This is a genomic window from Cellulomonas sp. P5_C5, from assembly GCF_054049655.1.
Genome location: NZ_JBFULY010000023.1, coordinates 18,323 through 40,513, shown reverse-complemented (window position 1 = coordinate 40,513; position 22,191 = coordinate 18,323). Strand labels below are relative to the sequence as shown.

The window sequence follows — 22,191 nt, the reverse complement described above, 5'->3', positions numbered from 1 at the left end:
TCATCGAGGGGCGAGATGCACATGACCGACAGCACCGGGACGGACCTCCGGTTCTCCGCGCTCCCCGGGCGACCGGGGAAGGTCGTGGCGATCCACCTGAGCTACGCCTCGCGCGCCGACCAGCGCGGCCGCCGCCCGACGCACCCGTCGTACTTCCTCAAGCCGTCGAGCTCCGTGGCGTCCTCGGGCAGCACGGTCGAACGCCCGCACGGCACCGAGCTCCTCGCCTTCGAGGGCGAGATCGCGCTCGTCATCGGCACCACCGCCCGGCGCGTCGCCCTGGCCGACGCCTGGGACCACGTCGCGTGGGTCACCGCGGCGAACGACCTCGGGCTGTACGACCTGCGCGCGAACGACAAGGGCTCCAACGTCCGGTCCAAGGGCGGCGACGGGTTCACGCCGGTCGGCCCCGGCCTGATCGACGCCCGCGGGCTCGCCCCGGACGCCCTGCGCCTGCGCACGTGGGTCAACGGCGAGCTCCGCCAGGACGACACCACCGCCGGCCTCCTGTTCACGCTCCCCCAGCTCGTCGCCGACCTCTCGCAGCACCTGACGCTCGAGCCCGGCGACGTGATCCTCACCGGCACGCCCGCCGGCTCGTCCGTCGTCGTCCCCGGGGACGTCGTCGAGGTCGAGGTCGACGCGCCGTCCGCGACCGGGGCACCGACCTCCGGTCGGCTCGTCACCACCGTCGTGCAGGGCGAGCACCGGCTCGACGGTGCGCTGGGGTCGCTGCCGGCCGTCGACGACGTCCAGCGCGCCGAGGCGTGGGGCGTGCCGCCGGCACCTGGCCTCACGGCCGAGGTGCGGGACAAGCTCCTGCGCGCACCGGTCGCGGCACTCAGTGCGCAGCTGCGCAAGCGCGGCCTCAACCAGGTGACCATCGACGGCGTGCGGCCGATGCATCCCGGCACCAAGCTCGTCGGCACCGCGCGCACCGTCCGGTTCCTGCCCGGCCGCGAGGACCTGTTCGCGAGCCACGGCGGCGGCCACAACGCCCAGAAGCGCGCGTTCGACACCGTCCGCGAGGGCGAGGTGATCGTCATCGACGCGCGCGGCGAGACCGGGTCCGGCACGCTCGGCGACATCCTCGCCCTGCGAGCCCACGCGCGCGGCGCGGCCGGCATCGTCACCGACGGCGGCGTCCGCGACCACGCCGCCGTCGCGGCCGTCGGCATCCCCGTCTACTCGGCGGGCGCGCACCCTGCCGTCCTCGGCCGCCGGCACGTGCCGTGGGACGTCGACGTCGCCGTGGCGTGCGGCGGGACCACCGTCGAGCCCGGTGACGTCGTCGTCGGGGACGGGGACGGCGTCGTCGTCATCCCGCCCGCGCTGGTCGAGGAGGTCGTCGACGCGGCGCTCGCCCAGGAGGAGGAGGACGGCTGGATCGCCACCCAGGTCGCCGCCGGGCACCCGGTCGACGGCCTGTTCCCGATGGACGCCCGCTGGAGAGCGAGGTACGACGCATGGCGCGCGAGCCGGTGAGCGAGGCGCGGAGCAAGTCGCAGCACGCGTACCACTCGCTCAAGGAGCGGATCGCGGCCGAGGAGCTCACCCCGGGGCACCGCCTCGTCCTCGCGTCCGTCGCCCACGAGCTCGGCATGAGCGTGGTGCCGGTGCGGGAGGCGATCCGCCGGCTCGAGGCCGAGGGCCTGGTGACGTTCGAGCGCAACGTCGGGGCGCGCGTGTCCATGATCGACGACTCGCAGTACCGGCACAGCATGGAGACGCTGGCCATCCTCGAGGGAGCGGCCACCGCGCTCGCGGCCCGGCACCTCACCGCCGACGACGTCCGGCAGGCGCGCGCGCTCAACCGCCGCCTCGTCGAGTCGCTCGACGACTTCGACCCGCGGCTGTTCACGTCGGTGAACCACCGGTTCCACGCCGTGCTCTTCGCCGCCTGCCCCAACCCGCACCTGCTCGCGCTGGTCGAGTCCGAGTGGGTCCGGCTGGGCCGCCTGCGGGACTCGACGTTCAGCTTCGTGCCCGGCCGCGCGCAGGAGTCGGTGCGTGAGCACGAGGCGCTCCTGGACCTGATCGAGTCCGGCGCCGCCCTGGCGGCCGTCGAGCACGCGGCCCGCTCGCACCGCTCCGCCACGCTCGCCGCCTACCTGAGCCACCAGCACCCCGACGAGACGCCGGTCGGACCCGGCGTGCCGACCGCACCGTGAGAGGCGACCCCATGCCTGCCGACCTTCCCGAGCACCTCCAGCACTACATCGGGGGTGAGCACGTCGACTCCGCGGACGGCGGGACGTTCGCCGTCCTCGACCCGGTGTCGAACGAGACGTACCTGCACGCCGCGGCGGGCAAGGCGCAGGACGTCGACCGGGCTGTCCGCGCCGCCCGACACGCGTTCGAGGAGGGGCCGTGGCCGCGGATGCTGCCGCGCGAACGGTCGCGGGTCCTGAACCGCGTCGCGGACATCGTCGAGTCGCGCGACGCCCGGCTCGCCGAGCTGGAGAGCTTCGACTCCGGCCTGCCGATCACCCAGGCGCTGGGCCAGGCACGGCGGGCCGCCGAGAACTTCCGGTTCTTCGCGGACCTCGTGGTCGCCCAGACCGACGACGCGTTCAAGGTGCCCGGTCGCCAGCTCAACTACGTCAACCGCAAGCCCATCGGCGTCGCCGGGCTGATCACGCCGTGGAACACCCCGTTCATGCTCGAGTCGTGGAAGCTCGGACCCGCGCTGGCCACCGGCAACACCGTGGTCCTCAAGCCGGCGGAGTTCACGCCGCTGTCGGCGTCCCTGTGGGCCGGGATCTTCGAGGAGGCCGGCCTGCCGGACGGGGTGTTCAACCTCGTGCACGGGATCGGCGAGGAGGCGGGCGACGCGCTGGTGAAGCACCCCGGGGTCCCGCTCATCTCCTTCACGGGCGAGAGCCGCACCGGGCAGCTCATCTTCGCGAACGCGGCGCCCCACCTGAAGGGCCTCTCGATGGAGCTGGGCGGCAAGTCCCCGGCCGTGGTCTTCGCCGACGCCGACCTCGACGAGGCGATCGACGCCACGATCTTCGGGGTGTTCTCCCTCAACGGCGAGAGGTGCACGGCGGGCAGCCGGATCCTCGTGCAGCGCGAGGTCTACGACGAGTTCGTCGAGCGCTACGCCGCGCAGGCGGAACGGGTCGTCGTCGGCCCCCCGAACGAGGCGAGCACCGAGGTCGGCGCGCTCGTGCACCCCGAGCACCACGCGAAGGTCATGCGCTACATCGAGATCGGCAAGAGCGAGGGGCGCCTCGTCGCCGGCGGTGGGCGGCCCGACGGCTTCCCGACCGGCAACTACGTCGCACCCACCGTGTTCGCGGACGTCCCGCCGGACGCCCGGATCTTCCAGGAGGAGATCTTCGGCCCGGTCGTCGCCATCACCCCGTTCGACACCGACGAGGAGGCGCTGGCGCTGGCCAACGGCGTGGCCTACGGGCTCGCGGCCTACGTGTGGACCAGCGACCTGCGGCGGGCGCACACCTTCGCCCAGGCGGTCGAGGCAGGGATGGTCTGGCTGAACAGCAACAACGTCCGGGACCTGCGCACCCCGTTCGGCGGCGTGAAGGCGTCCGGTCTCGGCCACGAGGGCGGGTACCGGTCGATCGACTTCTACACCCACCAGCAGGCCGTGCACGTCACGCTCGGCGAGATGCACCACCCGACGTTCGGAAAGGGTCGTTGACGTGACCGCGAACCCCGTCCCCACACCGTCGTCGCCGCCGCCGGACATCCTGCGGGCGGCGTCGATGGAGCTCGTCGTCACCGACCTCGCGGCCTCCCGGCACTTCTACGTCGACGTCCTCGGCCTCGTCGTGACCGAGGAGGACGAGGACACCGTCTACCTGCGCAGCTTCGAGGAGTTCATCCACCACAACCTCGTCCTGCGCGCCGGCCCGGTCGCGGCGGTCGCCGCCCTCTCGTACCGGGTCCGCTCCCCTGCGGACCTCGACAGGGCGGTCGCGTTCTACGGCGAGCTCGGGTGCCGGGTCGAGCGGCGGCCGGAGGGGTTCGTCGCCGGTGTCGGGGACTCGGTGCGCGTCCAGGACCCGCTGGGGTTCCCCTACGAGTTCTTCCACGACGTCCAGCACGTCGAGCGGCTCGCCTGGCGCTACGACCTGTACACCCCGGGCACGCTCGTGCGCCTGGACCACTTCAACCAGGTCACCCCCGACGTGCCGCGCGCCGTGGCGTACATGGAGGACCTCGGGTTCCGGGTGACCGAGGACATCCAGGACGAGGCGGGCACCACCTACGCCGCGTGGATGCGTCGCAAGCCGACGGTGCACGACACCGCGATGACCGGGGGCGACGGACCGCGCCTGCACCACGTCGCGTTCGCCACGCACGAGAAGCACAACATCCTGGCCGTCTGCGACAAGCTCGGTGCGCTGCGGCTCTCCGACCGGATCGAGCGCGGACCCGGGCGCCACGGTGTGTCCAACGCGTTCTACCTGTACCTGCGCGACCCCGACGGGCACCGCATCGAGATCTACACGCAGGACTACTACACGGGCGACCCGGACAACCCGGTGGTCACGTGGGACGTCCACGACAACCAGCGCCGGGACTGGTGGGGCAACCCGGTGGTCCCCTCCTGGTACACCGAGGCGTCCCTCGTCCTCGACCTCGACGGGGTCCCGCAGCCGGTCCTCGCGCGCACCGACTCCAGCGAGATGGAGGTGACCATCGGGGCCGACGGGTTCTCCTACACCCGCAAGGGTGACGCCCCCGACGAGCTCCCCAGCTGGAAGCAGGGCGAGTACAAGCTGGGGCACCAGCTGTGACCCGCACGCTCGGGACCGAGACCCTCACGGCGATCGCCGACGAGCTGGCCGTCGCGGAGCGGGACCGGACCACGGTGCCGCTCCTGACCGCGCGCCACCCCGGGATGACCGTCGACGACGCGTACGCGGTGCAGGGCGAGTGGCGGCGCCGAGGGGTGGCGGCCGGCCGGCGGCTCGTCGGCCGCAAGATCGGCCTGACGTCGAAGGTGATGCAGGCCGCGACGGGCATCGACGAGCCCGACTACGGCGCGATCTTCGCCGACATGGTCTACCCGAGCGGTGCCGTGATCGAGCACGGACGGTTCTCGAACGTCCGCATCGAGGTCGAGCTGGCGTTCCGGCTGGCCGAGCCCGTCGACGGTCCCGACGCGACCGTCGCCGACGTCCTGCGCGCGACGGAGCACGTGGTGCCGGCCCTCGAGATCCTCTCGTCCCGCATCGAGCTCCCCGGCCGCACCATCGTCGACACCATCAGCGACAACGCCGCGATGGGCGCGATGGTGCTCGGGGACACCCCCGTCCGGCCCGACGACGTCGACCTGCGCTGGGTGGCCGCGCTGCTGTACCGGAACGGCACCGTCGAGGAGTCCGGCGTCGCCGCGGCCGTGCTCGACCACCCCGCCCGCGGCGTCGCGTGGCTGGCGAACAAGCTGGCCCAGCACGGCGACCGCCTCGACGCCGGTGAGCTCGTGCTCGCCGGCTCCTTCACGCGGCCGATCTGGGTGCAGCCTGGTGACACCGTGCTGGCCGACTACCGCGACCTGGGGACGATCACATGCCGCTTCACCTGACGCCGACGTTCCGCGACGCCCTCGCGCGGGCCGACGCCCCCCTCGTCGGCATGTGGGTCTGCACGGGCAGCCCGCTGGTTGCGGAGATCTGCGCGGGCTCCGGGCTGGACTGGCTGCTCGTGGACATGGAGCACTCGCCGAACGGGCTGGAGTCCGTGCTCGCGCAGCTGCAGGCCGTCGCCGCCTACCCGGTCACCCCGGTGGTCCGGGTGCCGACCGGCGACGTCGTCGCGATCAAGCAGGTCCTGGACCTCGGGGCGCAGAACCTGCTCGTGCCCATGGTCTCGTCGGCCGACGCGGCGCGGGCCGTCGTCGAGGCCGTGCGCTACCCGCCCCGCGGGCGCCGCGGCGTCGGCTCGGCGCTCGCCCGCTCCGCCCGGTGGAACCGGGTCGACCGGTACCTCGAGGACGCCGACGAGCACGTGTCGCTGGTCGTGCAGGTCGAGACGGCCGAGGGCGTGGCCGCCGCCGGGGCGATCGCGTCCGTCGACGGCGTCGACGGCGTCTTCGTGGGGCCGTCCGACCTCGCCGCCTCGATGGGGCTGCTCGGCCAGCAGGGCCACCCGGACGTCGTCGCCGCGGTCCACCGCACGTTCGAGGCCGTGCGCGCGGCGGGCAAGCCCGTCGGCGTCAACGCGTTCGACCCGGCCCTCGCGCGCTCGTACGCCGCCGCCGGTGCCTCGTTCGTGCTCGTCGGCGCCGACGTGACGCTCCTCGCCCGGGGGTCGGAGTCGCTCGCCGAGCAGATCCTGTGAGCACCGGACCGCGCGTGCGGCCCGCGGTCCCGGCCGACCTGCCCGCGGTCCGCTCCGTGCTGGCCCGTGCCCTCGCGCGCGACCCGCTCATGGACTGGATCTTCGGTGACCACCCGCACCGCGAGGCCGCCGTGGCCACGTTTCTCTGGGCACCCGTCGAGACGTACACCCTGGCCGGCACCACGTGGCTGGCGCTGGACGACGAGCGTGCCGTCGGCGCCGCGGCGTGGTCGGTGCCCGGCACCGCGCCCGTCGCGGCCGACGGCGGCCCCGCGACCCCGGGTCGGTCGATGCTCGACCTCCTGCTGCCCGCCGAGCGGGTCGCGAGCATCCGCTCCGGCTTCGAGGCGATGAGCGGACAGCTCCCCGACGAGCCGCACGCGCTGCTGCACCTCCTCGGGGTCGACGCCGACCAGCGCGGGCGCGGCACGGGCGCGGCGCTCGTCAGCGCGGCGCTCGACACGCTCCCCGCAGGCCTTCCCGCGCACGTGAACACCACCGTGGACGCCAACGTGCGCTTCTACGAGGCGCGGGGGTTCGTCCGGGTGGGCTCGGTCCGGCTCGGCGAGCGGGGTCCGGTGATGCACGGGCTGCGCCACCCCGGTCGCGCGTAAGGGGTCCGCGCCCGCGTCGTGACGCGGCCGTGACGGGACTGAGGCGCCGACGGGCGGATGCTCCCCGACGGGGGCGTCCTGCCGGATCCCCCGGGGTCGCCGTAGTCGCGGCGGCCGGTCGTTGCGTGAGACCGGAGGATGCCATGGCGACGCTCGTCGTACCCGGGGTTCAGGTCGAGACGAGATTCGACGTCCTGCCACCGCTGCCGGCGTCGTCGGGCGTGGTCGGCATCGCCGCGATCGTCGACCGACCACCGACGCCCGCGGCCCTCGTGGGCCTGAGCCGTGCCGCAGAGATCCACGGCAGCCTCGGACCGGGCACGGTCGCGTCGGCTCCCGAGATCGTGCACGCGCTCGGCAACGGGGCGTCCGAGGTGCTGGTCGCACCCGTCAGCGGCGGTGGCGCCGCCTCGCTCGTGCTGCGCAACGCGGTGTCCACCGACGCGGTGCTGCTCCGCGCACGGTCCGTGGGCACGTGGGCGCACCAGGTCGCGGTCGACGTCCGGACGGTGCTCAACGCGGCCGGGGAGACCGTCCGGGTCAGCCTGCGGGTCTTCCGCGCCGGTCAGGTGGTCGAGGAGTTCGCCGACCTCGTGGTCGAGCCCGGCTCCCACCAGGACCTGTTCGACACCCTGAACACCCGCTCGCTCTACCTCGTCGCGCTCGACCCCTCGCTCGCGGACGGCCTGCCCTCGGCCGGCACGTTCGTGCTGCCCGCCGACGGGACCGGGGTGGCCGTGCAGCGCAGCGGCGCGGCGCAGACGCTGTTCACCCTGTTCCCCGAGCCCCAGGTCGACGCGGCAGGGCTGACGGTGGAGATCCTGTCGCCGTCCGCGGACAACATCCGCGTCCGGGTGTTCCGGGACGGCGCGCAGGAGGAGGAGTTCACGCGCCTGACCATGAACCCCGACTCCGCCAACTACCTGCCCGCGGTGATCCTGCGCGAGAGCGCGCTGATCCACGTGGTCCAGGCGTCGTCGCTGGCGGCGGCGGACCGGCTGCCCGTCGCGATCAGCCCGACGCTGCTGGCCGGCGGCACGTCACCGTCGGCGGCGGACTACCAGGACGCGATCAACCTCCTCGCCGAGGACCCTCGCATCAGCCTCGTGCTCGCCGCGCTGGAGCCCACCCGCACGGAGGCGTTCGTGCAGACGGTGCACCAGGCCCTCGTCGCGCACGCGGTCGCGCAGTCCGACGCGGGCGCCCCGCGCATCGCGTTCGGCTCCGTCACCGGCGTCGAGCAGCCCAGCCTGGACCGCATCCGCGACCACGCCGCGGGCGTGCGCAACCGGAGGTTCGTGCTGGTCACTCCCGCCGGTGCGGCGGGTGCGGTGCTGGGTGCGATCGCCCGCACGGGACCGTCGGTCTCGCCGACGTTCAAGAACGTGCCGCTCTTCGGCGTCACTCCCGCCAAGTACTCCGACAGCGAGCTCAACCGGCTGCTCGGCCCGACGCACAACGTCGTCGTCGTCGCGGCACGGGCCGGTCGGGGGGTGATCGTGCTGCGCGGGCTGGACACGAGCGGCGACCAGATCTCGGTCACGCGCGTCGCCGACGCGTGCGTGCGCGAGGTCAAGGCGATCGCCGAGAACTTCATCGGCCAGCTCAACACCGTCGACGCCCGCACAGCGCTCCGGCAGCAGATCGTCGCGACCTTCACGCGCATGGAACGCGCGGGCGAGCTCGTGCCGTCGACCGACGGGACCGACCCGGCCTTCCTGGTCGACGTCTACTCGACCCAGCTCGACTTCGCCCAGGGCAACGTCCGCATCGACATCGCGGTGCGGCCGGTCCGGGCCATCGACTTCGTCTACGCCACCATCCGCGTGAAGAACTGAGAGGCACGCCATGCCCACCGTGTACGCAGCCAACGAGAGCTCCGTCCTGGTCAACGGCACCGCCGTCGAGGGCGTGCGCTCCGTGGAGCACCGCTCCACGACCGTCCGCCAGGACCTCTACGCGCTCGGCTCGTCCGAGCGGATCGGCGTGGTCACCGGGCCGCGCGCCGTCGAGGGGCGCATCCGCGTCGCCTCGTCGGCGCCGGACCTGGACGGCCTGGTCGGCGACGACTTCTTCCAGATCACCGCCCCGCTGCGGCAGGGCGGCACCACCGTGACGGTGAGCTTCGACGAGTGCCTGCTCACCGAGAAGTCGTTCGCGATGAGCGCGGGCGGCCACGGCGAGACCGTGTACGCGTTCACTGCGACGCGCGTGCGCGAAGAGCGGTGAGGTCTGCCCACCATGAGCGGTCCGGTCAGGCTCCTCGCGGGTGACGGGCGCGTGCGCGTCGGCGCGGCGACGTTTCCCGGCGGGCCGCTGCCCGACGGGCGCGTCGCGCTGCTCGGGGTGACGCTGCGCCGGCTGGGGCTCGGCGAGCGGGACCGGCTGGTCGCGCTGGCGGAGGACGACGCCCGGGCGATCGCCCGGCTGGTCGGGGGCGCCGCGAGCGACGTCGCGCTCCCCGCCGACGAGCGCGCCGCCGCCGCGGTCGAGGCCGTCGCGCTCGACCTCGCGGGTGCGTCGCACGAGGGGCCGCTCGCGCGGACGCGTGTGCTCGCTGCCCGCGTCCTGGGACCGGGAGCCGACGGGCTCGCGGCCGCGGACGCCGACGACCTGGCGGCGGAGCTCGCCCGCGCCGTCGAGCAGGACGACGGGTGGACCCGGCTCCCCCTGTCGGGCCTGCCGGACGACGAGTCGGCTGAGCCCGCGCAGGTCCGCGACCGGCTCGCGCAGACCCTGCTCGACCGGGCGCGGGAGCCGCTCGACGTGACCCTCCTGCGCGCCCTGCTGCTCGACGCGGCAGCGCTGGAGCCGGGGGCGGAGAGCGGCGTCGACACCTGGGCCGACGCGCTGGTCGACGCACAGGTCGACGACGCCCCGGGCGGTCGCCCCGAGCCCGCGCACGCGAGCCTGCACGGGTGGGCGAGGGCACCCGAGGAGCCCGAGGCCGGGCGACCCACGGATCCCGTCCTCGGGCCGACCCCTGCCGCGGGTGGCACGGTCGCGACCCCCCGAGGCTCGGACACCGTCCTGCACACTGCCGGGCGACCCCGGATCGCGGCGGGTGCCACCGGTCTCGCCGGAGCACCGGGCCCCACGGGCCGAACGGGGGTGCGGACCGACTGGTCCGTCCCGGTGGTCGTCACCGGCACCGCCGACCGGCGCGCACCTGCACCGTCGCCGACCCCGCTCGCCGGTGCGTGGACCGGCACGCACCCGGAGGTCGCACCAGCGCCCGTCGCCGCTGCGTACGCGGACCGCTGGGGTGCCCCGGTACCGCCGACGCCGGTCCCGCGTCCTGCCGGCACCTCCGGTGCGCGGTCGTCGTGGAGCGGCCCGGACAGTCGTCCGCCGACGGCGCCACCGCAGCGCGCGGCATCGCCGTCGCTCGCCGTCCTCGACCCTGGAGCACGCCCGGCGACCGTCCCGTCGTCCGTGGCGCACGAGGGCTCCGCCACCCCGCGCTCCGCCGCGGCCCGCGCGTCGGTCGACGACGTCGCCCTGTCGCTGCACCGCGCGGCCGACCTACGGGGGGTGCGGCGATGAGCGAGACCGCCGCGCGACCGATGCCGGTCATCGGCGACGTCACCCTCACCGCCGCGCAGCGCGTCGACCACGCCCTCGACGCCGGCTTCGTCGACGTGCCGGTGCTGGGGCTGCAGGGCCACGCGCAGCAGCGCAGCGGCCGGCCGAGCCACCGGGTGGCGATCTCCGCGCTGCTCACCGGCCCCACCGCGCTCGACGACCTCGGTTCCCTGCAGACCCTGGCGGCCTCCGGGGAGGCGACGACGTTCACCGCCGACATCGTCACCGCGCTCGACCTGCAGCAGGTCGTCGTCACCCGGCTCGCCGCGAGCGAGGTGGCCGGCCGGCCCGGTGTCGTCGAGGTGCACCTCGACCTCGCGGAGAGCCCTCCCCTGCCCCCGCCCGCGCAGCTGGCCGGGTTCGGGGGCCTGGACGACTTCGGGCTCGGCGACCTGGGCTTCGACACGGACCTGCTCGGCGATCTCGCCGACCTCGCGTCGGACGTCGCCGGCGCGGTCGAGGGGGCGCTGGCGGCCGTGGACGCGCTGTCCGCGCTCGCCGGGCTCGCCGACCTCAACCTCGACGGCATCCTCGCCCCCGTCGAGGACGTGACGCGCTCCATCGAGAGCGCCGGCGGGCAGCTGGGGACGGCGCTCGAGGCGCTCGGCGGGGTGTTCGGCACATGACCCTGACCACCAGCGCGACGGTGACGCTCGACGACCTGCGGTACACCGTCCAGGTCCGGTCGGTCGCCGCCGAGCTCACGCTGCTCCCGGGGGTCAACCGGGTCGAGGTCGCGATCGCGGCGGGGGTCGACGTCCCGGCGGCCGCGGGCTCGCACGCGAGCGTCGAGCTCGACGGCGGGGACGGCGCGGCGGTCGTGGTCACCGGGACGGTGGACCACCTCGAACGGACCACGACCGGTGCGGTCGTCGTCGTCACGGACGCGGGTGCCGCGCTCGCCGCGGCCCGGCCCGCCGAGACGTACAACGGGCTGACCGGGGTGCAGGTGGTCGGCAAGCTCGCCGACCTCGCGTCCGCGGACACGGGCCTGATCGCGGCGCTCACCCAGACCGCTGCGTACGTGGCGGACCCGCGACGGACGGCCGCCGAGCACGTCGCCGCCATCGCCCGCCGCTCCGACGCGGTCGCGGCCGTCGACGCGGACGGGCGCCTCACCGTGATCGCCTGGCCGGTCGGACTTCCCACCGCGGCGATGCGCCTCGACCGCGAGTTCACGTCGTTCACCGTCTCGACGCACCAGCCCGGGCACGACTTCGCGCCCGTCGGGGCCGGTGGCTCCGGCGCGGCCCTCGCGCCCGACGCGTGGGTGCCCAGCACCGACGCGGTGACCGGCGCCGACGACCCCGACGCGTCCCGCACCTGGAGCCCGGACGCCGTGCTCCGCACGCGCACCGACGTCGACCTCGCGGCCCGGGGCGCGGCGAGCAGGCGCGCCGCGGCGACGACCCGGATGCGCGGCACGTGCTGGCTCCAGCCGGCGCGCCGGCCGGGTGACGTGGTGCGGATCGACGAGACGACGTCCCCGGACCAGGCCGGGCCGTGGCTGCTGGTCTCCGTCCGGCACGAGCTGGCGCCGGGCGTCGCGACGACCGTCCTGGAGGGTGTGGCCGCCGGTGCACCGGACGATCTGCTGGGCGGGCTGCTCGGCGGGGTGGGAGGGCTGCTGTGACCGACCTGCTGTACGACGCGGTCGCGCGGATCGCGCGGCACGAGGCCGACGCGCGCTCCTGGGTCACGATCGGCACGGTGACCGAGGCGCACACGAGCGTCGCCGGCAGCCACGACCACGCCGTGAGCGTCGAGCTGCGCGACAGCGGCGTCGTTGTCCCACGCCTGCCGGTGGCGGTCGGGGCGCTCGGCTTCGTCGCGATCCCCGCGGTGGGCGACCTCGTCGTGGTGGCGTTCGCCGACGGCGACCCGCACGCGGGCATCGTCGTCGGCTGCCTGTACCACCGCGACCTGCAGCCCCCGGAGCACGCCACCGGCACGCTCGTCCTACAGCTCCCACCCGGCTCCGACGACCCGGCGGTCGACCTCCAGGTGGACCCGTCCGCGCCGGTGCTGACCCTGACGGTCGGCGACACGGTCATCGAGCTGACCAAGGACAAGGCCACCCTGACGATCGGCGACTGCGAGCTCGTCGTCGACGGCGCGTCCCCCGGCACGGTGACCGCGAAGGCGTCCGACAGCGTCCTGACCCTCGGCGGCAACGGCGAGGTCAGCATCGAGGCGTCGACGAAGCTCATGCTCAAGGCGCCCGAGATCGTCATCGACGGGTCCAGCAAGGTCAAGCTCTCCGGCGCCGCCGTGGAGATGAACTGATGGGCGCCCCGGTGGTCGGCAAGAACGCCAACGTCGTCGCGGTCGACACGCACATCGTGCTGGTCCCGACGCCGGCAGGCTCGGTGCCCACTCCGCTGCCGCACCCGTTCGTCGGCGCGGTCACGAGCGCGACGGTGCCCACCGTGAAGGTCGGCGGTCAGCCGGTCGCGACGCTCGACAGCGTGGCCAAGAACAACCCGCCGCACATCGCGATGCCGCCCGGTGTCTCGTTCCAGTCGCCCCCCTCCGACGAGGGCACGGTCACGCAGGCGTCGAGCACGGTGACGATCGGCGGCAAAGGGGTAGCGCGGGTGGGCGACCAGGTGACGACCTGCAACGACCCGTCGGACCAGCCGGTGGGCGCGATCGTCGGGCCGGTCGGGACGGTGATGGCGGGATGAACGACGTCCTCGGCTCGGACCTGCGGGTGCTCCTCGGCCCGCCGGCCATGGGCGCCCACGACACCGCCCCGCTGGACCTGCGGATCGGCGCCGGCGTCGTCGACCGTGCGCTCGACGGACCGCAGCTGCTCGACGGCCGGCACAACCTGGGGCAGGCGCTCGTCCTGCGGCTGCTCACGCCCCGCGGTGCGCTCGCCGACCTCGGGCACAGCGAGTACGGCTCCCGGCTGCACGAGCTGATCGGCGAGCCCAAGAACGAGGCGAACCGCGCACGGTGCAAGGCGTTCGTCCTCGAGGCCGTCGCGGCCGAGCCGCGGGTGCTCGACACCGTCGTCGGGCTCGAGTTCGAGATCGCGTCCGAGCACCCGTCCGAGCTGCGCTTCGTGCTGACCGTGCAGCCCGTCGAGGGCGGCGACCCGCTCGCCGTCGGACTGGGGGTGGACCTGTGACCGGCCTGCCGGACGGCTTCTCGCCGCGCCCCTACCCCGAGATCGTGCGGGACACGCTGACGACGCTCACGGGCGGCACCGTGCGCGAGGTGGTCACCGTCCCGGCGGGCGACCTCGTCGTGCTCGACACGCTGGCGGACCGTCCGATCCGCCGGGTCAGCCACCTGCAGGGCGTCGTCGACGTGGTGCGGCCCCTGCGCGACGCCAACGGCGACGTCGTGCGCGACGCGCAGGGTGCTGCGGTGAGCGAGACGGTGCCGGTGCCGTACCGGTTCACGGACGCCGACTTCGAGGTGGTCGCCACCGGGCAGAACGGCACCGAGCGGGACGCCATCCGGTTCCGGCCCACCGGTCGGCGCCCACCCACCGGCTCGACGGTCGTCGTCAACTACTACCCGTCGCAGGCCCGGCCGGCGCCCATCACCGACCTCAACGTCGGCTCGGTCGCCCGGACGCTGCTCGAGTCGGTCGCGCGCGAGCTGGCGCTGGTGGAGCTGCAGCTCGACGCGGTGTACCGCTCGGCGTACCTGGAGACCGCGCAGGGCTCGTCGCTGGACAAGGTGGTCGCGCTCGTCGGGGTGAGCCGCCGTCCCGGGGGCGTGCCGACCGCCCGCGTCAGGTTCGCCCGGTCCGCCGGCTCGACGGGCCGCATCGCCGTACCCGTCGGGACGGTGGTCTCGGACGCGGAGAGCAACCGCTACGCGACGACCGTCCCGCTGCTGCTCGAGCCGGGCGAGGACTCGCGCGAGGTGCTCGCCGCCGCGGTCTCCCCCGCGACGACCCCGGTCGGGGCGGGCGCGCTGGACCGGCTCGAGGTGCTCATCGCCGGCGTCGGGACGGTGACCAACGAGTCCCCCGCCGCCGCTGCGGGCAGCCCCGAGACGGACGACGACCTGCGTCGCCGCGCCCGGGGTGCGCTGTCCGTCGCCGCGCGCGGCACGCTCGACGCGCTGCGCCTCGGCGTGAAGAACATCGAGGGCGTGCTCGACGTGACCGCGACCGAGTTCCCGCACGGGGTGCCCGGCGAGGTCGCGCTGTCCATCAGCTACGACGGCGAGCCGACGCCGGAGGTGCTCGCGCTCGTGCAGGAGCGCATCGACGACCTTCGGCCGGCGGGGATCCGCGTGAACCCCGTGTCTACGGCGAAGCAGCCCGTCCAGGTGACGGCAACGGTCGTCCTGGCCGGCTCCGGGGTCGGTGGAGCAGAGCTCGTGTCGCTGCAGGAGGCCCTCGAGGAACGCGTGTCCGCAGTGCTGCGCGACGTGCCACCGGAAGGAACCGCCCGGCAGGGGCCGTTGTCGGCCGCGGCGTTGACCGACCCCCGGATCGTGGACGCGACGTTCATCCTCTCCGTCGGTGGAGAGCCGCAGGCGAGCGTGACGGCACCTGTCGGCACCGTGCTCGCACCGGTCCGGCCGTTCACCCTTCTCGTCACCACGGAGAGCGGCACCGGACCGAGCGCCGACGTCCTGGTCGACGCCGTCGTCCCGCTGCACCTCGCCCCGGGCGTGACCGCCGCCGACGCCGAGCAGGCCCTGAGCCTCGCCGCGCGCTCCTGGGCGGGCACCCTCGGCGCCGGCACCGCCATCACCGTCGACGGGTTCATCGCCGCGGTGCGGGACGACACGCGCTTCGCGGTGGTCCGGTCGGACGTCGCGCTCACCACCGAGGCCGGGGACCGCTTCCTGCGGCTCGGCGACGGGCTCGGGGCGCACCCGGTCGGCACCGACGACCGGGTCGAGATCCGATCCGTCGCCATCGAGGTCCGGGAAGGGGGCGCGTGATGCGGACCGATGCCGTGCTCGAGCACCTTCCCACGCTCTACCGCGAGGGCGAGGTCGTCGGCGCGTTCGCCGGCACCTGGGGCGTGCAGCTCGACGGTCTCGACGAGGCGGGCGTCAGCGTCCAGCGCGCCCACTGGTTCGACTCCACCCCGGACCTGGACGAGGCCGTCGCGCTCGCGGCGCTCCTCGACATCGGGCCGGAGCCGTTCCACGCCGGGCTCGGCGAGTTCCGCGCGTGGGTGCACGCCCTGGTGCGGGCACGCCTCCAGCTCGGAGCGGTCACCCGGGAGGCGCTGCGGGTGCTGGTCGCCGACTACGCCGCAGGCTTCCAGCGCGCCGCGGGCATCGGCACCGTCGGGCCGGTCGAGGCGTGGGCGACCGACCCGTCCGGGCCGCAGCTCGTCGACAACCCCTCGCGCCTGCGCGGCGCCCGGCTGCCGGCCGCGGGTGGCTGGGAGCCCCTCGCGCACCTGGAGGTCGACAACCGTGGCATCGACCCCGCGCCCTGGGCCGTCGTGCTGCGGGGCGTCGGCGGTGCACCCGAGCACTCGCCGCTCGTCGTGAACCGGACGACCGGGCACGCCGTGCTGTTCCGGGGGTCGGTCGACCTCGGGCAGCGCCTGACGATCGCGCCGTCCGCGGCCGACCGCACGCTGCTGCACGCCGACCTCGACGGCCACGACGTCACCGACCGGCTCACGGTGTGGACCGACCTGGTGGCCGGCGCCGGCGGCCCGGGCGACCCGGCACCGGCGCTGGAGGCCGGCGCGCTCGCCCGCGGCCTCAACACGCTGTGGTTCCTGCCGCTGGCGACGTACGACTCCCCCGGCCTGGGCCGCTACCTGCTCGCGATGGCCGACGACACGCTCGCGCAGGGCCGGTTCGACACCACGTCCTTCGACCGGTCGCTGTTCGCGCAGCCGGCGGAGATGGCCGCGCGCGTGGCGTGGGTCGAGGCGCAGCCCGCGACGCTGGAGATCCGGCTGCCCGCGCACGCGCTCGTCGCCGCCCCCGGCACCACCGAGGACGGCGTGCTAGCGCGCGGCCGCCTCGAGGCCGGGCTCGACGCGGCGGTGGACCGCACCGCGGGTGCCGGCGTCGGGACCGACGTCGTGCTGCGCGGCCTGACCGACCGCCAGCCGGGCGAGGCACGGCTCGTCGGGATCTGGCCACGCACGTTCCGGTCGGCCGGGCCTACCGGCGCCGACTCCCTGCCCGACTCGGGCGCGTCGTTCGACGTGACCGACTTCGACAGCTCAGTCCTGACCTAGGAGCACACGATGAAGGCCCGACTGCACCTGCAGCTCACGGACCCCGGAGGACGGGTGGTCGACGAGCGCCGCGCGCACAACACGGTGATGGCCACCGGCGCGCAGCTCGTCGCCGACCTGTTCGCGGGGACCGGGACCCCGATCACGCACATGGGCGTGGGGACCAACGACGACACCCCCGACGACGTCGGCGTCACCGCGCTGACCAACGGCGGCGGTGACGACACCCCGCTGGTCGGCGCGACCCTCGCGGCGATCCCGACGGCGGCGTTCACCGCGACGGTCGTCGAGGAGCGGCGCGTGGTGCAGGTCCGCGTGCGGGCGACGCTGCCCGACGACGCAGCCGTCGGCCGGATCCGCGAGGCCGGCCTCGTGTCCCAGGGCGACGGCGACGCCGTGCTCTACAACCGGGTGGTCTTCGCACCCGTCGACAAGGGCGACGACCACGAGCTCACGCTGTTCTGGGAGGTCGAGTTCCCGTACGGCGACCTGCAGTGGCTGACATGAAGGGGGCCTCCTGATGGCCAGGGCAGCATTCGACATCCGCCTGCAGGGGTACACCCCGGCGAACCGCGACGCGGTGGTGAAGCTCGTCAACCAGTCGACCGGGCAGAAGGTGGAGCGCAAGCCGTTCCTCGACGGGTCGCTGCTGGTGCGCGACCTCGACCCGGGCAGCTGGGAGATGACGGTCACCCACCCGAACCTCATCAACGCGATCGACAAGCGCATCGTGCGTCTCTTCCCGCAGGACATCCCGACGCGGGTGCCCGTGATCGTGCCGCCCGACCTGTTCCGGGACACCCCGATCCGGGACATCCCCGACGCCGACCTGGCGCCGATCCAGCAGCAGGCCGGCGCGATCACGGCCGGCGTGGGGCGGCTCGCGGACAAGGCACCGGGCGAGGTCATCCGGGCGGAGGACTGGAACGTGCTGGCCGGGGCGGTCGCCGACCTGGCGCGTGCGGTCGGTGAGCTCACGCGCCTCGTCTCCCCCGTCGGGCACGACCACCCCGAGCTGGCCGAGAAGTTCGCCGAGGTCCAGGGCAACATCCTGCGGTTCAGCGAGTCGTTCGGGCGCAGCCTGATCGAGCTGCGCCGCGAGGTGGAGAGCCGCAACCTGCGTGGCCGGCTGACGTCCGTGCTGGACAAGGGCGCGGCGTCGACGGCGATCCGGGACCGCGTGCTCGGGCGGGTGGCCGAGCTCGAGCAGTCGACCCTCGTCACCACGGCCCAGTGGTCGCCGCTCATCGCCAACCACTCGAACGCCGTGATCCGCGAGGTCATGGACCTGGCGAACGAGCAGGGCGCGGGAGCGGACGACTTCCTCGCGGCACCCGAGGTCAGCGGCGCGCTCACGCTGCTGCAGAACTTCTCCGGCGCCGGTGGGCAGAGCAAGCCCGAGGACGAGCTGGAGACCTACCGACGCGGCATCGCGGCCACCGGGCCCGCGCTGTTCCGCATCCTCTGAGGAGTCGCCATGCCCACCGCTGTCGAGATCGAGCGGCTGCAAGCCCTCATCGAGCGTCTGGCCCCGCTCGCGGTCAAGGCCCGCGGCGAGCTCGTCGCGGCCGACGACTGGAACACGGTCGTGGCCGCGATCATCGAGGTCGGTCGCGCCACCGTCGCCACCGGTACGTCGGAGGTGCCCCAGCACGACCACCCCGACCAGGTGTCGATCGGCTGGCTCGACCCGCAGCTGCGCCAGATCATCACCGGCGGCGGGCTCAAGGACCCGGCGCTCGACAGTGCGCTGATCAAGCTCCGCCGCGACGTCGGCCTGCTCGACACGAAGCTCGGCCGCGTCGGTGAGGACCTCACGTCGACGCGGTCGCGGCTCGACGTGGTGGCCACCAACGACGTGACGCGCTCGGCGACGCTCGACCGCCTGAACCGCAAGGTGCTCGGCGCCGCCGAGGGCCGCGGCGACATCGCCGACCTGCGCGTCACGCTGCGCACGCTGCAGACCGAGGTGGGCCGCGCGGTCGAGGTCGGCAGCCAGCTCGAGGTCGACGGTGCACCCGTCGACGTGCCCGGTCTGGTCCAGCGGGTCGGCGCCGTCGAGCAGCTGCGCGAGCGGCTGACCCGCCCGGACGGCACGTTGCTCGACGCGTCCGGGCTCGAGGTGCGCCTCACCGAGCTGAAGTCGGCGCTCGTCACCCAGGAGCAGCTCACCGAGGCGATCGACGAGGTCCGCCAGGGCGGTGGTGGGCGCGACCTGGACCAGGTGCTCGACGCCGCGCGCGGCGCCGCACGGGTCGAGGCCGGGTCTGCGGTCGAGACGCTGGGGACCGACCTGCGCTCGCAGCTCGCGACGCGCTTCGCCCAGATCGGGCCCGTCGTGGACGACACCGTGAAGCGCGAGACCGCGGTGCTGGTCGACCAGGTGCTGGCCTCGACGCGCAACGAGCTGGCCGAGTCACTGAAGGGGCTCGACGAGAGTCTGCGGGAGAAGCTCACGGCGGACCTGGACGGCCGGCTCGCCGCGGCCGGCGAGGAGACCCGGGCCGCGCTCGCGCGCTTCACCGACTCGATCGGCGCCGAGGTGGAACGGGCCGTCGAGGGCCGCCTGGCGAACGCTCTCGGCGAGGTCGCCGGCCGGCTGTCGGCACTCGACGAGCGCCAGGGCGCGCTGGACTCCCTCCTCAAGGACAACGGCGCCCGGCTCGACGACCTCGACCAGCGCGTCGAGGTGAACCGCCGCGCCGAGCTGGACCAGCGCGAGCAGCTGCGCAAGGACCTGATCGAGCAGATCGGCCGGCTGGAGCTCAAGATCGACGACCGCGTCGGCCGGGGCATCCTCGAGGCGCGGACCGCGCTCGCGCTGGACCTCGAGGCGGACGTGGCCGCAGCCCGCCGCGAGCTGGAGACGACGCTGGGCGACGTCGCGCGCCAGGCGGCGGCCACCGAGGTGCAGGTGCTCGGGACCGGGCTGCGCGCCGACGTCAACGGCGTGGTCCGGCAGCAGGTCGCGGCCGAGACCGCGGGCGTCAAGGACACGGTCGCGGGTGAGCTCGACGGTCTGCGCCAGCAGGTCGCGGGGCTGGTGACCAACGAGGTGGCACGGCAGACGGAGAACGTCCCGCAGCTCGTCGAGAAGCAGTTCGCCACGCTGCGCCCGGAGCTGGAGCGCATGGTCGACAGCCGCATCGGGCGGGGGTGACCTGTGCTGGCCGAGCTCGAGTCGCGACTCTCGGACGTGCTGGGGGCAGCCCTGCCCGCACCGTTCGCGGGCCGGGTGCGCCGCCTGGGCGCACCCGCCCCGGTCGGACCCGGCCCGGTGGTGCGGCTCGGGGTGCGGGGCTGGACGCCGCTCGAGCCCGACGTGTTCTCCACCCGGCCCGAGACCGGCGCGGGCGCACCGACGCTGCGGCGCGTGGTGCGCCTGCGCGTCGTCATCGGGCTCGACGTCGCCACGGACCCGCCCGGCGACCGGCTCGGTGAGCTCGCGGGGGCCGACGCGCTGCTCTACGCGCTGCAGGACCCGGGCGTCCGCACGGCGAGCGCCCTCGTCGCACCCGGCGACCAAGGGTTCCGGCTGGACCGCGTCGAGCTGGCCCCCGTGGGCGACGAGGACGACGACCCGGACGTGCTGGTGCACGCCGAGGGCTGGTTCTGGCCCGTCGGCGTGCCGGGGCAGGAGGGCCGCGAGATCGCCCACGCCCTGGTCCGCGAGGTGCGCCTGCCGGTGCGGCTCCTCCTGGGCGCCGCCCTCGAGGCGGGGGGTGCGGCGGTCGCGTGCGACCTCGTGTTCGGCGCGACCGGGACGCTCGACGTGACAGCGGGCAGCACGGTGGCGGCGCCGTTCGGGGCGGTGGCGCTGCGCGTGCTCGACCAGGGCGGCGGACCCGGTGCCGGGGTGCTCGGCGCCGCCGGCTCCCCGTCCGGCTCGACGGTGGTCGCGGTCGTGGAGGGCGCGGGCACGACGTTCACCTACACGCCGCCGGCGGTGGCGGCGCGTGAGCAGCTCGTCGTCCTCGCGCACGCGCGCAACGGCGCCGACGAGCGGATCGGCATGGAGCTGGCGCGGTTCGACCTGACGGTGACGCCATGACCGCTCTCGCCGTCTCCGCCATCGAGGCCACGATCGGCAGGGTGGCGCTGCAGCCCCCCGTCGCCGTCACGCCGCAGGGCATCGCGCTCACCACCCCGTGGCGGGCCGTGGCCGGTGCCACCGGGGCGCGCGTGGGCAGCGCCGTCCTCACGGTCGACCCCGTGACGCACGGCCCCGGCCGCGACGTGGGGACGGTCGCGCCGGGCGCAGACGCGGCGCAGACGATCACGGTCCGGCCGCCGAACCCCGCGGTCCCGACGCGCGGCCTGACGATCCCGGGCCTGCAGTCCGTGCTGGCGGGCAACCCGGCCCTGCGGGTCGTCGTGCAGCAGGGTGCCCAGCCGGTCGTCGCCGTCCCGCCGCTGCCCGGGAACGGGCAGCTCCTCCCGGCGCAGCTCACCGGCGGGAGCCGGTCCGGGACGCAGCTCACCCTGCCCGACCTGCTCGGCACCCTCACCGTCAGCGTCGCGCTCGGCAGCACGCTCCAGGACCTGGTGAAGCAGCCGTTCACGCACCAGGACGTCCGTCTGCGGGTGGCCCCGATGCCCGTCGGGGTGCACGTGCTCGGGCCGGACGGCGACGAGCAGCTCGCCGTCCCCGGACCGGTGCGCTCCCCGATCACGCACGACCTCGCTCCCGCGCTGCAGCGCCACCTCGCGGCAGCGGTCACCACGGCAGCCGGGGGCACCGCGCCGATCACCGTGCGCAGCGACGTGCAGGGTGACGCCCACGTGCTGCTCCAGGTGTCCGGCGTCGTCATCGAGCGTGCGCTCGACGGGCGCCTCATCGTCGAGTGCGACGGCGCCCCGACGTCCGTCGTCCGGCCAGGACCACCCCCGGGCCGCGCGCCGACGCGCACGGTCGCCGACGTCACCGTCACGCACCACGGCGCCGCGATCCATCCGGCCTCCGACCCCGTGCCGGTGTCGGACGCGGACCTCGCCGGTGTCGCCGTGCGGGATGCGCCGGTGGTCCGCCGGGTCGCGGCCGCGACGCTCGCGGGCGAACGGGTCGCGCGCGTGGCCGTCATCGGCTGGCCGCACGGCGAGACCGATCTCGCGCTCGTGGTGGCCGGGCGGAGCCTGACGCGCACCGCGCTGCCCGCGGCCGACGGCCGCACCCCCGCGCACGTCGTGTGGTTCGACCTCGGGGAGCCGGTGGCCGTGGACGGGCCGCTGGAGCTCTCGCTGCGCGCGACGCGGGGCGCGTTCCGGTGGCACGCGGCGCCCGAGCCCTCGTGCCGGATCGCCGTGGCCACCGAGCCCGCGGGGACGCACGTCGCCGTCGGCGGCACGACCGTGACGCTCACCGGACCCGAGACGCACGTGCCGGCCGCGGTGCTCGACGGCGTCGACGGCTGGGTGGTCGCCACGGACCAGCTCTGCGCCGTCGCGCTGTCCGGCGCGGTCATGGAGTTCGCACCGTGAGGGGGCCG

Annotated in this window: 22 protein-coding genes; all 22 read left to right on the top strand. The window is 74.7% G+C overall.

The genetic code is table 11. The annotated features are described in order from the left end of the window. Nucleotides 1-21: 21 nt before the first annotated feature. The 22 genes from ACXJKF_RS16625 to ACXJKF_RS16520 all read left to right on the top strand — a co-directional run bounded on the left by ACXJKF_RS16625 (nucleotide 22) and on the right by ACXJKF_RS16520 (nucleotide 22,183). Complete coding sequence (locus tag ACXJKF_RS16625) at nucleotides 22-1,485, top strand: fumarylacetoacetate hydrolase family protein (protein WP_456788824.1); 1,464 nt, start codon at nucleotides 22-24, stop codon at nucleotides 1,483-1,485. Continuing rightward, nucleotides 1,467-2,171, top strand: a complete 705-nt coding sequence (locus ACXJKF_RS16620) for a GntR family transcriptional regulator (RefSeq protein ID WP_456788823.1) — start codon at nucleotides 1,467-1,469, stop codon at nucleotides 2,169-2,171. Before ACXJKF_RS16625 ends, ACXJKF_RS16620 begins: the two co-directional genes overlap by 19 nt. Before the next feature lie 11 nt (nucleotides 2,172-2,182). Continuing rightward, complete coding sequence (gene hpaE / locus ACXJKF_RS16615; protein WP_456788822.1) at nucleotides 2,183-3,667, top strand: 5-carboxymethyl-2-hydroxymuconate semialdehyde dehydrogenase; 1,485 nt, start codon at nucleotides 2,183-2,185, stop codon at nucleotides 3,665-3,667. 1 nt (nucleotide 3,668) lies between these two features. Next, nucleotides 3,669-4,769 (top strand): 3,4-dihydroxyphenylacetate 2,3-dioxygenase, encoded by a 1,101-nt coding sequence (hpaD, locus tag ACXJKF_RS16610; RefSeq protein ID WP_456788821.1) that lies wholly within the window; start codon nucleotides 3,669-3,671, stop codon nucleotides 4,767-4,769. Further along, nucleotides 4,766-5,560 carry a 2-keto-4-pentenoate hydratase gene (locus tag ACXJKF_RS16605; protein ID WP_456788820.1) on the top strand — a complete coding sequence of 265 codons (795 nt, stop codon included), beginning with the start codon at nucleotides 4,766-4,768 and terminating at the stop codon, nucleotides 5,558-5,560. The genes hpaD and ACXJKF_RS16605 overlap by 4 nt, the downstream gene beginning before the upstream one ends. Continuing rightward, nucleotides 5,545-6,315 (top strand): HpcH/HpaI aldolase family protein, encoded by a 771-nt coding sequence (locus tag ACXJKF_RS16600; RefSeq protein ID WP_456788819.1) that lies wholly within the window; start codon nucleotides 5,545-5,547, stop codon nucleotides 6,313-6,315. The genes ACXJKF_RS16605 and ACXJKF_RS16600 overlap by 16 nt, the downstream gene beginning before the upstream one ends. Further along, nucleotides 6,312-6,929: a GNAT family N-acetyltransferase gene (locus ACXJKF_RS16595; protein WP_456788818.1), complete on the top strand. Its 618-nt coding sequence runs from the start codon at nucleotides 6,312-6,314 to the stop codon at nucleotides 6,927-6,929. Before ACXJKF_RS16600 ends, ACXJKF_RS16595 begins: the two co-directional genes overlap by 4 nt. 143 nt (nucleotides 6,930-7,072) lie before the next feature. Continuing rightward, the gene (locus tag ACXJKF_RS16590) at nucleotides 7,073-8,767 is read left to right on the top strand and encodes a hypothetical protein (protein WP_456788817.1); all 1,695 of its coding nucleotides are present in this window, start codon (nucleotides 7,073-7,075) and stop codon (nucleotides 8,765-8,767) included. A 10-nt stretch (nucleotides 8,768-8,777) separates the two neighbouring features. Then, nucleotides 8,778-9,158: a hypothetical protein gene (locus ACXJKF_RS16585; protein WP_456788816.1), complete on the top strand. Its 381-nt coding sequence runs from the start codon at nucleotides 8,778-8,780 to the stop codon at nucleotides 9,156-9,158. 12 nt (nucleotides 9,159-9,170) lie between these two features. After that, nucleotides 9,171-10,475, top strand: coding sequence for a hypothetical protein (locus ACXJKF_RS16580; RefSeq protein WP_456788815.1), 1,305 nt, complete (start codon nucleotides 9,171-9,173; stop codon nucleotides 10,473-10,475). Further along, nucleotides 10,472-11,140 carry a hypothetical protein gene (locus ACXJKF_RS16575; protein ID WP_456788814.1) on the top strand — a complete coding sequence of 223 codons (669 nt, stop codon included), beginning with the start codon at nucleotides 10,472-10,474 and terminating at the stop codon, nucleotides 11,138-11,140. Before ACXJKF_RS16580 ends, ACXJKF_RS16575 begins: the two co-directional genes overlap by 4 nt. After that, entirely contained in the window at nucleotides 11,137-12,147 is a 1,011-nt protein-coding gene (locus ACXJKF_RS16570) for a hypothetical protein (RefSeq protein WP_456788813.1), read from the top strand. The genes ACXJKF_RS16575 and ACXJKF_RS16570 overlap by 4 nt, the downstream gene beginning before the upstream one ends. Beyond that, nucleotides 12,144-12,800: a phage baseplate assembly protein V gene (locus tag ACXJKF_RS16565; RefSeq protein WP_456788812.1), complete on the top strand. Its 657-nt coding sequence runs from the start codon at nucleotides 12,144-12,146 to the stop codon at nucleotides 12,798-12,800. The genes ACXJKF_RS16570 and ACXJKF_RS16565 overlap by 4 nt, the downstream gene beginning before the upstream one ends. Continuing rightward, the gene (locus tag ACXJKF_RS16560; protein WP_456788811.1) at nucleotides 12,800-13,201 is read left to right on the top strand and encodes a PAAR domain-containing protein; all 402 of its coding nucleotides are present in this window, start codon (nucleotides 12,800-12,802) and stop codon (nucleotides 13,199-13,201) included. The genes ACXJKF_RS16565 and ACXJKF_RS16560 overlap by 1 nt, the downstream gene beginning before the upstream one ends. After that, a complete protein-coding gene (locus ACXJKF_RS16555; RefSeq protein ID WP_456788810.1) occupies nucleotides 13,198-13,650 on the top strand; it encodes a hypothetical protein in 453 nt (150 codons plus the stop codon). Before ACXJKF_RS16560 ends, ACXJKF_RS16555 begins: the two co-directional genes overlap by 4 nt. Continuing rightward, entirely contained in the window at nucleotides 13,647-15,434 is a 1,788-nt protein-coding gene (locus ACXJKF_RS16550) for a baseplate J/gp47 family protein (protein ID WP_456788809.1), read from the top strand. The genes ACXJKF_RS16555 and ACXJKF_RS16550 overlap by 4 nt, the downstream gene beginning before the upstream one ends. After that, the gene (locus tag ACXJKF_RS16545) at nucleotides 15,434-16,705 is read left to right on the top strand and encodes a hypothetical protein (protein WP_456788808.1); all 1,272 of its coding nucleotides are present in this window, start codon (nucleotides 15,434-15,436) and stop codon (nucleotides 16,703-16,705) included. Before ACXJKF_RS16550 ends, ACXJKF_RS16545 begins: the two co-directional genes overlap by 1 nt. 9 nt (nucleotides 16,706-16,714) lie before the next feature. Further along, nucleotides 16,715-17,212 (top strand): hypothetical protein, encoded by a 498-nt coding sequence (locus ACXJKF_RS16540; protein WP_456788807.1) that lies wholly within the window; start codon nucleotides 16,715-16,717, stop codon nucleotides 17,210-17,212. Nucleotides 17,213-17,225: 13 nt separating this feature from the next. Continuing rightward, nucleotides 17,226-18,173 carry a hypothetical protein gene (locus ACXJKF_RS16535; protein WP_456788806.1) on the top strand — a complete coding sequence of 316 codons (948 nt, stop codon included), beginning with the start codon at nucleotides 17,226-17,228 and terminating at the stop codon, nucleotides 18,171-18,173. A gap of 9 nt (nucleotides 18,174-18,182) precedes the next feature. After that, nucleotides 18,183-19,865, top strand: a complete 1,683-nt coding sequence (locus ACXJKF_RS16530; RefSeq protein WP_456788805.1) for a hypothetical protein — start codon at nucleotides 18,183-18,185, stop codon at nucleotides 19,863-19,865. Between the two features lie 3 nt (nucleotides 19,866-19,868). Next, nucleotides 19,869-20,756, top strand: coding sequence for a hypothetical protein (locus ACXJKF_RS16525; protein ID WP_456788804.1), 888 nt, complete (start codon nucleotides 19,869-19,871; stop codon nucleotides 20,754-20,756). Then, nucleotides 20,753-22,183: a hypothetical protein gene (locus ACXJKF_RS16520; RefSeq protein ID WP_456788803.1), complete on the top strand. Its 1,431-nt coding sequence runs from the start codon at nucleotides 20,753-20,755 to the stop codon at nucleotides 22,181-22,183. Before ACXJKF_RS16525 ends, ACXJKF_RS16520 begins: the two co-directional genes overlap by 4 nt. The last annotated feature ends 8 nt before the right edge of the window (nucleotides 22,184-22,191 follow it).